This window comes from Nonomuraea antri (assembly GCF_013283785.1).
GTDB classification, from domain to species: Bacteria; Actinomycetota; Actinomycetes; order Streptosporangiales; family Streptosporangiaceae; genus Nonomuraea; species Nonomuraea antri.
Genome location: NZ_JABCPZ010000015.1, coordinates 17983 through 31333, shown reverse-complemented (window position 1 = coordinate 31333; position 13351 = coordinate 17983). Strand labels below are relative to the sequence as shown.

General features: G+C 72.8%; 11 protein-coding genes. 7 read left to right on the top strand and 4 right to left on the bottom strand.

The window, feature by feature from the left end; all coding sequences use genetic code 11:
• Positions 1-27: 27 nt before the first annotated feature.
• On the bottom strand, positions 28-1464 hold the full coding sequence (locus tag HII36_RS07760; protein ID WP_173522383.1) for a hypothetical protein: 1437 nt from the start codon (positions 1462-1464) through the stop codon (positions 28-30).
• 91 nt (positions 1465-1555) lie between these two features.
• Here HII36_RS07760 and ligD point away from each other — a divergent pair, with 91 nt between their 5' ends.
• Positions 1556-2800: a non-homologous end-joining DNA ligase gene (ligD, locus tag HII36_RS07755; RefSeq protein ID WP_173522382.1), complete on the top strand. Its 1245-nt coding sequence runs from the start codon at positions 1556-1558 to the stop codon at positions 2798-2800.
• Here ligD and HII36_RS07750 read toward each other — a convergent pair.
• Entirely contained in the window at positions 2797-3696 is a 900-nt protein-coding gene (locus tag HII36_RS07750; RefSeq protein WP_173522381.1) for an SDR family oxidoreductase, read from the bottom strand. The genes ligD and HII36_RS07750 overlap by 4 nt on opposite strands.
• An 88-nt stretch (positions 3697-3784) precedes the next feature.
• Between HII36_RS07750 and HII36_RS07745 the strand changes: the two genes are divergently transcribed.
• Positions 3785-5542, top strand: coding sequence for a thiamine pyrophosphate-dependent enzyme (locus HII36_RS07745; RefSeq protein ID WP_173522380.1), 1758 nt, complete (start codon positions 3785-3787; stop codon positions 5540-5542).
• 2 nt (positions 5543-5544) lie between these two features.
• Here the strand turns inward: HII36_RS07745 and HII36_RS07740 are convergent, their stop codons facing one another.
• On the bottom strand, positions 5545-6321 hold the full coding sequence (locus HII36_RS07740) for an IclR family transcriptional regulator (protein WP_173522379.1): 777 nt from the start codon (positions 6319-6321) through the stop codon (positions 5545-5547).
• Positions 6322-6401: 80 nt separating this feature from the next.
• Here HII36_RS07740 and pobA point away from each other — a divergent pair, with 80 nt between their 5' ends.
• Positions 6402-7562, top strand: coding sequence for a 4-hydroxybenzoate 3-monooxygenase (gene pobA, locus HII36_RS07735; protein WP_173522378.1), 1161 nt, complete (start codon positions 6402-6404; stop codon positions 7560-7562).
• 57 nt (positions 7563-7619) lie between these two features.
• Positions 7620-7913: a DUF6401 family natural product biosynthesis protein gene (locus HII36_RS07730; protein WP_217369283.1), complete on the top strand. Its 294-nt coding sequence runs from the start codon at positions 7620-7622 to the stop codon at positions 7911-7913.
• Between the two features lie 99 nt (positions 7914-8012).
• Here HII36_RS07730 and HII36_RS07725 read toward each other — a convergent pair whose 3' ends face one another.
• Complete coding sequence (locus HII36_RS07725; RefSeq protein ID WP_328807629.1) at positions 8013-8810, bottom strand: mechanosensitive ion channel family protein; 798 nt, start codon at positions 8808-8810, stop codon at positions 8013-8015.
• 162 nt (positions 8811-8972) lie between these two features.
• Here HII36_RS07725 and HII36_RS07720 point away from each other — a divergent pair, with 162 nt between their 5' ends.
• The 3 genes from HII36_RS07720 (at position 8973) to HII36_RS07710 (ending at position 13207) form a co-directional block, all read left to right on the top strand.
• Positions 8973-9560, top strand: coding sequence for a TetR/AcrR family transcriptional regulator (locus tag HII36_RS07720; protein WP_173522377.1), 588 nt, complete (start codon positions 8973-8975; stop codon positions 9558-9560).
• A 75-nt stretch (positions 9561-9635) separates the two neighbouring features.
• Entirely contained in the window at positions 9636-12212 is a 2577-nt protein-coding gene (locus HII36_RS07715; protein ID WP_173522376.1) for a molybdopterin-dependent oxidoreductase, read from the top strand.
• The gene (locus HII36_RS07710; RefSeq protein WP_173522375.1) at positions 12209-13207 is read left to right on the top strand and encodes an FAD binding domain-containing protein; all 999 of its coding nucleotides are present in this window, start codon (positions 12209-12211) and stop codon (positions 13205-13207) included. The genes HII36_RS07715 and HII36_RS07710 overlap by 4 nt, the downstream gene beginning before the upstream one ends.
• The last annotated feature ends 144 nt before the right edge of the window (positions 13208-13351 follow it).

Below are 13351 nucleotides of genomic sequence, written 5' to 3'. Positions count from 1 at the left end.
GGATGGAACCGACATTTCGGCGGGAGGTCAGAACTGGGTCTGCGGGTTGAACTCGGTCAGCCGCTGCTCCCGCAGCGGCAGCCCGGTGAGCTTGAGCACGTCCAGGCCCTTGAACATGTCGCTGGAGTAGATGTAGCCGTTGTAGTAGTAGGCCGCCCAGGAGCCGCCCGTCACGCCGCCGGGCACGTCGGCGTCCGGCACCGGGGGCCTGCCCCGCTGGAACCAGGCCACCTCCTCGGCGCGTTCGGGGTCGGTGAAGTCGATGACCGAGACGCCGCCTTCGTACCAGCCCTGGACCATGACGTCGCGGCCGGTGACGGGCACCAGCGAGCCGTTGTGCGCGCTGCACGTCTTCGGCGCCAGCGCCTTGCGCGGGATCTTGAAGTGGCCGCGCAGCGTCAGCTTGCCGTCGGCGGCCAGGTCGTACACGCCGTTGGCGCCCCACTTGCCGCCGGTCTTCGGGTCGCACTCGGTGGACCGGCCCGCGCCGAACTCGTCGGAGAAGACCACCTTCGAGCCGTCGGCGGAGAAGACGGCCGAGTGCCAGTAGGCGAAGTTCTCCTTGTCCTGGACCCGGTCGAGGACCTTCGGGTGCACCGGGTCGGAGACGTCCAGGATGAGGCCGTCGCCCAGGCAGGAGGCCGCGGCGAGCCGCTTGGGGGCGTACACGGTGATGTCGTGGCAGCCGCCGACGATCATGTCCGCGGCCGGCTTGGTGCCGCCGTCGGGCATGATCAGCGCGTTGGCGACCAGTGACGCCTTGGCCGGGTCGGCGACCGGCACCCTGACCACGCTGATCCGGCCCGCGATGTCCACGCACTCCGTGCCGCCGACGCGGCCGGGTGAGGAGGTGGCGTACAGGTGGAGCACGTCGGGGGAGGTGCCGGGGGCGAGCGTGGCCGTGTGCGAGCCGCACGGGGTGTCGACCGCGCCGACGTAGCGCGGGTTGCGCTTGTCGGCGATGTCGAAGATGCGCAGGCCCTCCCAGTCCTCGCCGCCGCGCAGGTTCGTGGTGCTGTCGCAGCCGGGGCCGTCCATGGGCAGGTCCACCGACAGGAACAGCAGGTTCCCGCTGACCGTCACGTCGTTCTGCGGCCCCGGGCAGCGCACCTGGCTGACCACGGCGGGCCGCTCGGGCTGGGAGATGTCGTAGATCGTGAAGCCCTCGTAGTTGCCCGCGATCGCGTAGTCGCCGGTGAAGGCCAGGTCGGAGCCGACCGCCGCGTGCGTGTCGAACGGCGACGTCCTGGTCAGCGCGGCCACCGGGACGAGGTTGGGGCTGTGCTCGGCCGAGGCGTCGTACTCCGCCATCGCCTCCGGCTCGATGCGCGGGGCCGGCGGCGGCTGCTCCCTGGCGGCACTGGACGAGGTGACGGGCGCGGACGTGGGCCCCGCCTGGGAACCCGCGTCCGAGCAGGACGCGAGCGCGAGCACGAGGAGACAGGCCGGCACAATACGGCGCATCGAAGACCCCCGTAGGTCAAAGATGATCGATTGCACGAACCGTAGCGTGCACCTCGGGAGGATTGTCGGACCGTCCGCGTATCGTGACCTTATGCCTGACATCGAGGTCGCCGGGCGGGAAGTCCGCGTCACCAGCCCCGACAAGGTGGTCTTCCCGCAGTCGGGGCACACCAAGCTCGACCTGATCCGGTTCTACCAGGCGGTCGGCGAGGCGGCGCTGCGCGGGGTGCACGGGCGGCCCATGGTGCTCAAGCGGTTCGTGCACGGCATCGAGGAGGAGGCGTTCTTCCAGAAGCGGGCCCCCGCCAAGCGGCCCGACTGGATCGAGGTGGCCGAGCTGCGCTACCGGTCCGGTCTGAGCGCGGAAGAGGTGGTCTGCACCGACCTGGCGCAGCTGCTGTGGGTGGTCAACCTGGGGTGCGTCGACCTCAATCCGCATCCCGTCCGCGCCGACGACCTCGCGCACCCCGACGAGCTGCGCATCGACCTCGACCCGGTGCCCGGCGTGGAGTGGGCCGACGTGCTCGCCACCGCGCAGGTGGCCCGCGAGGTGCTGGCAGACCACGGGCTGACCGCCTGGCCCAAGACGTCGGGCTCGCGCGGCTTCCACGTCTACGCCCGCATCGAGCGGAGATGGCCGTTCGCCAAGGTGCGCAAGGCCGCCGAGACCGTGGCCCGTGAGGTCGAGCGGCGCGCCCCCGGCCTGGCCACCAGCCGGTGGTGGAAGGAAGAGCGGCACGGCGTGTTCGTCGACTTCAACCAGAACGCCTACGACCGCACGGTGGCCTCCGCCTACTCGGTCCGCGCGGTGCCCGATGCCCGCGTGTCCACCCCGCTGACCTGGGACGAGGTGCCCGGCTGCCGGCCCGAGGCGTTCACCGTCGACACCGTGCCGAAGCGGCTGGCCGAGCGCGGCGACCCGTGGGAGGACATGGACCTGCACGCCGGCTCGCTCGACGGCCTGCTGGAGCTGGCCGAGGAGCTGGGGCCCGCGCCCAAGCCGCCCAAGGGCAGCGGGCGCAGGCAGCAGACCATGCCGCTGATCGAGATCGCCAAGGCCCAGCACAAGGACGAGGCCATGGCCGGGTTCGAGCGCTGGAAGGCCCGCCACCCCGAGGTGGCCGCCCGGCTGGAGCCCGCCGACGTGCTGGTCGACGGCATGCGCGGGCGCAGCAGCGTGTGGTACCGGATCAGGGTCAACCTGCAGCACGTGCCGGAGTCCGAGCGGCCGCCGCAGGAGCCGCTGGAGGTCGACTACGACCCGTGGGAAGGCGTCGACTGGGCCGATCCGCGCACGGCCCGCCGTCCCGGGCGCAGGCCGGCGGAGGGCGGTTAACCCCTGGTGGGGCGTTCGTAGCCTTCGTCGCCGCCGTAGACCCGCACGTCCGGGTCGCGTTCCGGCTGGGTGGCCGGGCTGGTCGGCGAGGCGGTGTGCTCGGCGGCGAAGTCGTCCGAGGGCACCGGCGGCGGCGGGAACAGATACTCGTGCCAGGCGATCGTGCCCGCCGGCGTGGCGTCGGTGGTGAGCCGCCGCTCCCGCACCGCGGCCGCCACCTTGCCCGGATAGCGCAGGTGCAGGCAGGGCCGCCGCAGCCGCCTGGCCTTGAGCCAGGTACGCACCAGCGCGTCGGTGTCGATGAGCTGCGGGCCGCCGTACTCGACCACGCCCTCCCCGGGTGCGGAGTTCACCAGCCCGGTGATCCGGCCCGCCACCTCGCCCACGTCCACCGGCTGCCAGGCCAGCGACCGGTCCACCGGCAGCACGGGGAAGGCCGCGTAGCGGTGCAGCATCCGGTCCAGCCACTGGTGGAACTGGGTGGCGCGGAGGATCGTCCAGCTCAGGCCGCTCTCCCGCACCAGCCGCTCGGCCTCCAGCTTGGTACGCAGATACCGGTCGGGCACCCGGTCCACGCCGACGACCGAGGTGAACAGCAGGTGCGGCGACCCGTTCGCGCGCGCCGCCTCGATCAGCCGGCGCGTGCCCGCCAGGTCCACGCCGCCCGCGCCCCTGGCCCCGCGGCCGCTGGTGGCCAGGTGGACCACCGCGTCCACCTCCCGCAGGGCGTCCGCGACGCCGTCGCCGAGCGCGAGATCACCCCACACCCACTCGACGTCCTTGCGGCTGTCGCGCGCGGTACGGCTCAACGCCCGCACCGTGTGCCCCGCCGCCGCCAGGGCGGGCACCACGGCCCTGCCCAGCGTGCCGGTTGCTCCCGTGACCAGAATGCGCATGCACCGGCCCCTACCCCGCATTCCCTCGAATTGACAATGAATCTGGCGGCGGCGTCTGCACGGCAAAGAGCGGGGTAGGGCCGGTCATATGGCTCGAATCGCATCAGAATCCCTGATAGAACGGCTCGCCGACTGGGGTGTGGACACCATCTTCGGCATGCCGGGCGACGGCATCAACGGCATCATGGAAGGGCTGCGGCGCCACCAGGACAAGGTGCGCTTCGTCCTCGTGCACCACGAGGAGGCGGCCGCCTTCATGGCCACCGGCTACGCCAAGGCCACCGGGAAGATCGGGGTGTGCCTGGCCACGTCCGGGCCCGGCGGCGTGCACCTGCTCAACGGCCTCTACGACGCCAAGCTCGACCACGTGCCCGTGCTGGCCATCACCGGCATGCAGGAGACGGCCGTGCTCGGCACCGGCTACCAGCAGGAGGTCCACCTCGACCACCTGTTCCAGGACGTCGCCGAGTACAACATGATGGTCACCAACCCGACCCAGCTCCCCTCGCTGGTGGACCTGGCGATCAGGACCTCGTACGCCCGGCGCGGCGTGTCGCACCTGACGCTGCCCAACGACATCCAGGTGGCCGAGGCGGGGGAGGAGCCGTACAAGACGGTCGGGCCGGTCAGGGCGCCGCAGACGGCGGCCACCTACCTGCGCCCGGCCGGGATCCCGCGCCAGGAGGACATCGCCCGCGCGGCCGAGATACTCAACGCCGCCAAGCGCCCGGCCATCCTGGTCGGCCAGGGCGCGCTGCACGCCAGGCACGAGGTGCTGGCCGTGGCCGAGGCGATGAGCGCGCCGGTGGTCAAGACGCTGCCCGGCAAGGCCGTGGTGCCCGACGACTCGCCGTACACCACCGGTGGCATCGGCCTGCTCGGCACCAAGCCGAGCGAGGAGCTGATGGAGGACACCGACGCGCTGCTCATGGTCGGCACCAACTTCCCCTACACCAAGTTCCTGCCCTCGCCGGGCAAGGCCCAGGTGGTGCAGCTGGAGGCCGACCCGGTGCGCGCCGGGACCAGGATCCCCACCGACGTGCCGATCGTCTGCGACGCCAAGGAGGGGCTGAAGGCGCTGCTGCCGCTGCTCACCCCGCGCAAGCCGAACCACGTCGCCCGCTACCACAAGCTGATGACCGAGTGGCGCGCGGAGATGAAGGCGCTGGAGAACGGCAAGCGCGACCCGATCGCGCCCCAGTACCTCATGTCCGTGGTGGACGAGCTGGCCACCGACGACGCCATACTCACCTGCGACAGCGGCACGATCGCCACCTGGGCGGCCAGGCACTGGACGATCCGCGGCATGCGCGAGTTCTACCTGTCGGGCACGCTGGCCACGATGGCGCCCGGGCTGCCGTACGCGATCGCCATGCAGATCGCCTACCCGCGCAGGCAGGTCATCGCGTTCGTCGGCGACGGCGGCTTCGCGATGCTGATGGCCGAGTTCCTCACCGCCGTGCAGCACCGGCTGCCGATCAAGGTGATCATCAACAACAACAACTCGCTCGGCCAGATCCTGTGGGAGCAGATGGTCCTCGGCTACCCCGAGCACGGCGTGCGCTTCAACCGGCCGGAGGCCGACTTCTCCGCCTGGGCCAGGTCCTGCGGCGGCTTCGGCGCCAAGATCATCAAGTCGAAGGACCTGGGCAGCGCCGTCGAGCAGGCGCTCGCGCACGACGGCCCGGCCCTGGTGGACGTGGACGTCAACCCGAACGAGCCGCCCATGCCCGGCAAGGTCTCCTACGACCAGGCCAAGAGCTTCGCCCAGGCGTTCCTCAAGGGCCAGCCGCACAAGGCGTCGATCGCCACCACGCTGGCCAAGGACAAGATCCAGAAGATGTGACGTCAGGCCCAGGTGTCCGGGCCGTGCGCCGTCGCCGAGCACGCGCGGGCGATCTCGGCGGCGGCCTGCTTCAGCGGCTCGACCAGCCGGGGCAGCTCGCGCGCCCGGCGCGAGGCGAGCACGATGCCCACCGCCGCGACGGCCCGCCCGCCGACCAGGACGGGCGCCGCCGCCGAGCAGGAGCCCAGCGTCATCTCCTCGTACGTCAGCGCGTGTCCCTGCGCCCGCACCAGCGCCAGCTCCCTGGCCAGCCGGCCGGGCTCGGTGATGGTGTGCGGGGTGGGCCGTTCCAGCTCGCGGGCCAGGTAGGACGTGACGAACCAGTCGGGCGCGTGGGCCAGCAGCGCCTTGCCCACCCCGGTCGGGTGCAGGGGCAGCCGGCCGCCGGTCCTGGACACGATGGGCACCGCGCGCCTGCCGTACACCTTGTCCACGTAACGCACCTCCACGCCGTCACGCACGGCCAGGTGCACGTTCTCGCCGGTCGACAGGAACAGCTCCTGCAGCCACGGATGCGCCAGCTCGCGCAGCCCGCCCGGGGCGAGCCGGCCCAGCTCCCACAGCCGCGGGCCCACCTGCAGCCGCCCGTCGGGCGCGCGGCCGAGCGCCTGCCCGGACTCCAGCTCGGCCACCAGCCGGTGCGCCGTGCTCAGCGGCACGCCGCTGCGCCTGGCCACGTCGGTGAGCGTGAGCCGCGGATGCGCGGCGTCGAACGCGCCCAGTATGGCCAGCACCTTGGCCGTCACCGTGCGCCCGGCCTCCCGAGACCCTCCCGCCATGGGGGCGATCCTGCCCGATTCTTCCACTCAGTGGAAGGGCGTACTCGGCGTCGCGCCGCCCGGCACCGCATGCTTCCCTCATGCGAACTCAGGTCGGGATCATCGGGGCGGGCCCCGCTGGACTGCTGTTGTCCCATCTGCTGCACCTGCGCGGCATCTCCTCGGTGGTGCTCGAACGGCGCAGCCGCGACTACGTCGAGCGCCGCGTCCGCGCCGGCGTGCTGGAGCAGGGGACCGTGGACACGCTGGTCGAGGCGGGGGTGGGCGAACGGCTGCGGCGCGAGGGCCTGCCGCACCACGGCATCGAGCTCAGGTACGAGGGCGCCGGGCACCGCATCCCGTTCGAGAAACTGGTGCCCGGCCGGGCCATCACCGTGTACGGGCAGCAGGAGGTGGTCAAGGACCTGATCGCGGCGAGGCTGGCGGCAGGCGGCGACGTGCGGTTCGAGGTCGAGGACGTGGCGCTGCACTCCCTGGAGTCCCGGCCGTACGTGACCTTCGGCGGCGGGCAGCGGCTCGACTGCGACGTGATCGCCGGCTGCGACGGCTTCCACGGCGTGTCCAGGCCGTCCATCCCGGAGGGCGTCCTGACGGTGTTCGAGCGGGACTACCCGTTCGCCTGGCTCGGCGTCCTGGCCGCGGTGCCGCCGTCGTCGGAGGAGCTGATCTACTGCCGCACCGAGCGCGGCTTCGCCCTGCACAGCATGCGCTCGCCCACCGTCAGCCGCTTCTACCTGCAGGTCCCGCCGGACGCCACGATCGAGGAATGGCCGGACGAGCGGATCTGGGCCGAGCTGAAGGCCCGGCTGGAGAGCGTGCCCGGCTTCGCCCTGACCACCGGCGTGATCGTGGAGAAGAGCGTCACCCCGATGCGGTCGTTCGTCGCCGAGCCCATGCAGTACGGCCGGCTCTACCTGGCCGGGGACGCCGCCCACATCGTGCCGCCCACCGGGGCCAAGGGGCTGAACCTGGCCGTGGCCGACGTCCGCGTGCTGACCGAGGCGCTGGCGCGCTTCTTCGAGCACGGCTCGTCCGACCTGCTCGACGGGTACTCGGCGGCCTGTCTCAAGCGGGTGTGGCGGGCCCAGCACTTCTCGTGGTGGATGACGACGCTGCTGCACACGTTCGAGGAGGACGACGCCTACGGGCGGCGGCTGCAGCTGTCGTACCTGGACTACGTGACGTCCTCGGAGCCGGCGGCCACCACGCTCGCCGAGAACTACGTCGGACTGCCCTGGTAGGCCGCTGACCTGGGTGATCACGTCAAGGCAGGGTCAGAAGTGCTTTAAGGTTGGCTGGTGCTTTTCGAGGAAGGATGGGCGTCCTCGCCGCTGCGCTGGCTGATGGACACTCTGGGCCACGCCCAGCTCGCCCGCATGGAGACCGACCCGGGCCTGGTCGCCGCCGTCGACCAGCATGCCGCCGTGCTGCGTGACGCGATCGCGCTCGACCGGGAGACGCTCGGCGACTACCTGCTGGGCTTCCTGGACGAGCTGCGGCTGCGCGGCTGGACCTTCTCCGACGAGAGCGAGCCGCCCGCGCTCCGGCTCACCGCCGTGGCCTGGCTGGCCAGGGAACACGGCTACGCCTGAGCCTTGAACCGGCGGACCAGAGCGGACCAGGCCGGACCAGAGCGGACCAGACCGGACCAGGGCGGCCCCGGGCGCCCTGGTCCGGTTCGCGGTCCTGGTTCAGCGCTCCGGGTCTTCGACGCGGGTCGCGCCGCCGCCCTGGCCGGTGCCGCGGATGGGCGCGGTCCGCTCGCCGGGCGCCATCTGGCCGGCGTCCTCGCGGCCGCGCTGGTACGCCTCCGCGTGCGCCCGCGCCTTGGGCCCTTCGGCCTCCAGCGTGCCCAGCCAGCGCTCCCAGCGCTGCTGCATGGGCCGGACGAGCCCGCCGCCCAGGCCGATCGCCGCGACCGCGCCGATCGTGGCCAGCACCGTGATCAGCACCGGCATCGTGACGGTCGTGGCCACCCCGATCTGGTTGAGCGCGGCGATGATGCCCAGCGCCCAGATGAAGATCGATGCGATCGTGGCGATCCACCGGCCGTACGACAGCCCGCCGAGCGCGCTGGCGCACACGTCCTTCACCGCCGTGGCGATCGCCCCGGCCACCACGATGATCACGATGGCGACCAGCGCCTTCGGCAACCACGCCACCACCCCGGTCAGCATGGCCGAGATCGGGTTCGGGCCGAACACGCTGAACGCGATCTGCAAGGTGATCAGCAGGATCGCGTAGTAGACCAGCTTGGCGATCAGACTGCTGGCGTCGTACTTGCTGCGCTCCAGCCAGCGGCGCACGCCGCTGCGCTCGACCGCCCGGTCGAAGCCGACGCGCACCAGGATCTTGTCGACGACCTTCGACAGCGCCTTGGCGACGATCCAGCCGATGACGAGGACCAGCAGGAAGGCGACGAACTTCGGAACGAACGTCGCGACCTGCCGCCAGGCATCCGTCACGCCTTGCCCTAGGTTGATGTCCACCGTTTCCTCCTTCGCGGAGCCAATGCAGACGCGTTACCCGGTCAGCGGGAAATCATGCACGATGCGTCACAATCAATGTACAGAGGGTAATTTTTCCTTCTCTGGCGGGGTGGTTCCGTTCCCGGTTGACCACCGGCTCGACGTGCCCGAATACTTACCCGCATGGGCCCGACCAAGGTCGAACGCGCGGGCACGCGCACCAGGCAGGCGCTGCTCGACGCGGCGCTCGCGGTCTTCACCGAGCGCACCTACGGTGACACCGCGGTGGCCGCCGTGGCCGAGCTCGCCGGGGTCTCCGTGGGCACGCTCTACCGGCATTTCCCCAGCAAGGAGGCGCTGGGCAACGCCGTCTACCGGCACTGGAAGTCGCGCCTGCTCGACCGGCTGGCCGAGAGCTCGGCGGGCGACGAGCCGGCCCGGGTCACGTTCGGCCGGCTGTGGGCGGCGCTGCGCGAGTTCGCGGTCGAGCATCCCGACGCGTTCGCGTTCCTGGAGTTCCAGCAGCACGAGATCTACCTCGACGCCGACAGCCGCATGTTGTCCACCCGGCTGGAGACCCTCGGGCTCGAACTGGTCACCAGGGGCCAGCGCACCGGCGAGATCAGGAAGGGTGAGCCCGCCGTGCTGCTCGCCCTGCTCAACGGCGCGTTCGTGGGCCTGTTCAAGGCCGTGTCCGGCGGCCTGCGGCTCGATGCCGAGCAGTTCGAAGCCGCCGAGGAGGCCACCTGGGGGCTGCTCGCCAAGGGGTGAACCTCGCCGCGGGCCATTGACAGGGCCCCGTTGCGGAGTGAACATTCACTCCTAGGCGCAGAGAAGGGCTGACCCATGCGCGCGACGTTCAACGGCCGTCCACACGACCTTGCCGCCGGCGACGACGAGAGCGCCGCCGACGTCATCAGGGAACAGATGGGCCTGTGCGGCACCAAGGTGTCGTGCGGCGCCGGGGTCTGCGGATCGTGCACGATCCTGCTCGACGGCGACCCCGTGGTCTCCTGCCTGCTGCCCGCCGCCCGGCTGGACGGCGCCGCGGTGACCACCGTCGAAGGGCTCGGCGGCGAGCACCCGGTGCAGCGGGCCTTCATGGAGGCCGACGCCCTGCAGTGCGGCTTCTGCACGCCGGGGTTCGTGGTCGAGTCCGCCGCCTTCCACGACCGCTGGCGCAAGGAACGCGGCGACGTGGCGCCGTCCAGGGCCGAGGTGGCCGAAGCGCTGGCCGGGCACCTGTGCCGGTGCGGCGCGTACGAGAACATCTACCGCGCGCTCCAGCGGGCCTGCACGGGCGAGTTCGACGACCGCCAGGCGCGCCCGGCCCGCGTGGAGGCCCTGGCCAAGGTCACCGGCGAGGCCCGCTACACCGTGGACGTGCGGCTCGACGGCATGCTGCACGGCGTCCTGATCCGCAGCGACCGTCCGCACGCCCGCGTCGGACAGGTGGCCGGGGCCGTGGACCTGCTCGGCCCGGACCGGACGGTCCGCTACACCGGGCAGCCCATCGCCGCGGTGGCCGCCGGGACCGAGGCCGCGGCCAGGCGCGCCGCCGCCGAGATCACCGTGGTCTACGAGGACCTGCCCGCCGCGCTGACCGAGTCCGACCCCGCGATCGTCTACCCCGGCAAGGACGAGCGCCGCCGTGCCCCGTCCAACGGCGAAGGCCCCGCGCTGATGGCCAGGTGGACCGGCAACCGGCGCACCGGACCGGCGTCGTCGTGGCGCGGGCGCACCGCGCTGCGCCGGCTGGCCGACGCCGCCCGCGCGCACGACCCCGGCTACTACGCGGCCACCTTCACCACCGCCGCCCAGTCGCACACCGCGCTCGAACCGCACGCGACGGTCGCGGACTGGCGGCCCGACGGCACGCTCGTCCTGTACACCTCCACCCAGGCGATCGGCCACGTACGCGACCAGGCGGCCAAGCGCTGGGGCCTGCGCCCCGAGCAGGTCACCGTGATCGCCGAGCACGTCGGCGGCGGATTCGGCGCCAAGCAGCTCCTCGGCATGGACGCGATCGCCGCCGCCGAGCTGTCACGCGCCACAGGACGCCCGGTCCGGGTCGAGCTGAGCAGGGCCGAAGAGCTCACCGACACCGGCTACCGGCCGGGAACCCGCGTCGACCTGCGCCTGCTGGCCGACGGCAGGGGCGAGCTCGCCGCGCTGTCCATCGACGCCCGCGGCTACGGCGGCGTGTCCGTCGGCTCCACCGTGGCGCTCTTCGGCCTGCTCATGTACGGCCGCGCCCCACGCCACCTGCGCGACCACGACGTCGTCAGCAACGCGCCGCCGGGAGCCGCCTTCCGCGGCCCGGGCGGCGCGCCGTTCGCCTGGGCCGTCGAGCAGGGCGTGGACGAGATCGCGCACCGGCTCGGCGCCGACCCGATCGAGCTGCGCCGCAGGTGGGACGGCAACGCCAGGCGCCGCGCGCTCTACACCGAGGCGTCCAGGCTGGACCTGTGGCGTGACCGGCCGCCCACCGGGTCGCAGCGCGGCCGCTACCGCAGGGGCGTCGGCGTCGCCGCGGCCAACTGGGTGTACCTGGCCGACACCGACACCCGGGTGGAGCTGTCCGTCCGCGACGGACGCCTGCTGGCCCGCACCGCCACCCAGGACATCGGCACCGGCGTGCGCACGGTGATCGCCGCGGCCGTCCGCGACGTCATGGACGCCGAGGTCGAGGTCTCGCTCGGCCACTCGGACGCGCCGCACGGCCCGGCCGCGGGCGGCAGCCGCAGCACCGCCTCCGTCGCCCCCGCGGCGCGCGCGGCCGCCCGCAGGCTGGGCGCCAGGCTCGCCGCGCGGCTCGGCGGGCTGGCCTCGAAGGCGGGCGTCGTGCTCGACTCCGGGACACGTCCGTGGCCGGAGGTGTTCGCCGCCGCCGACGGCGAGAGCGTCGTCGGCGAACGCCCGCGCGACCGGCGCGGTTACGCGGTGCCGCTCACGGTGGAGCACATGCGGGTCGGACGCGGCCTGGCCGGGGCCGTGCACGTCACCGAGGTGGAGGTCGACACGCTGCTCGGGGCCACGCGCGTGCTGCGCGTGTGGGGCGGCATCGCGGCCGGGCGCATCTGGTCGCCCGACGCGGCGCGCAACCAGTGCGAGGGCGGCATCGTCCAGGGCATCGGCTACGCCCTGTACGAGGAACGCGTCACCGACCCGGTGACCGGCGTCGTCGTCACGCAGAACCTGGAGGACTACCGCATCCCCGGCATCAAGGACACCCCGGAGATCACGCTCCACTTCCACGAGGACGGCTGGGACCACGTGCCCGGCGGAGGCGTCGGCCTGGGCGAGGTGTGCACCATCGGGGTGGCCGCCTCGGTGGGCAACGCCGTACGCGACGCGATCGGCCGGCGCCTGCTCGACCTGCCGATCCGTCCCGACAGACTGCTCGAGGTGATGTCCCGATGACCATCGATGACGCGGCGGGCGAGTACCGCGCGAGCACCGGCGACACGACGGGCGGGTACCGCGCGGGCGGCACCGAGGGGGCTGGCGGCGAGTTTCGTGCCGGCGGCACCGACCTGATGGAGCGTCGTCGTTCCGGCCGGTCCGCCGGGCCGCTGACCGACGTCCCGCACCTGCCCGGCCTGCGGGAGATCACCTGGCTGCCCGACGGCGGCGTCCGCCTTGGCGCCCTGGTCACCGTGGACACCCTGGCCACCGACCCCGCGCTGGCCGCCGCCTACCCGGCGCTGTCGGCCACCGCCGCCGCCCTGGCCACGCCGCAGATCCGCCGCGTGGCCACGCTCGGCGGCGCGCTGCTGCAACGCACCCGCTGCCGCTTCTACCGCAACGAGCACTTCTCCTGCTTCAAGTCCGGCGGCACCGGCTGCCCGGCCCGCGAACGGCCGTACGAACTGTCCGTCTGCGTGGACCTCGGGCCGTGCGTGGCCCCGCACCCGTCGTCGGTGGGGATGGCGCTGCTGACGTACGAGACGGAAGCCGAGACCACGGACGGAGCAGGGGACGCGGACGGCCGGAGTCGCGGCGTGGCCGAGCTGTACGGCGACGGCTCCGACCCGTCGCGCGATCACCTGCTCGCGCCCGGCGAACTGCTCACCGCGATACGGCTCGGGCCGCCGTCCGCCGGTGAGCGCGCCGCCTACCGGCGCGCCACCAGCCGGGCCGCGGCGGAATGGCCGCTGGCCGAGGCCGTCGCCAGGCTCACCGTCGAGGACGGCGTGATCACGTCCGCCGGGGTGGGCGCGGGCGGGGTGGCGGCGATCCCGCTGCGGCTGCCCGACGTCGAACGCGCCCTGATCGGCCGGCCGCCGGAACCCGGCACGTTCGAGCAGGCCACGCGGCCCGTCGCCGAGTGGGTCTCACCCTTCGCCGAGACCAGGCACAAGCCGGCCATCCTGCGCACCCTGCTCATGGACGTGCTGGCGGCCGCCGCGAGCTGACGCCGCCGTCGTACAGGGAGCGGCGTTCGTGGGCCGCCCACACCGGCGACGGCCGCGCCGGGACGAACCGCAGGCCGCTCACCCTTGGTCCACCGGACCGCCACCCGTCGCGCGAACAGCAGGTCGCCGCCCGGCCGGTGATCC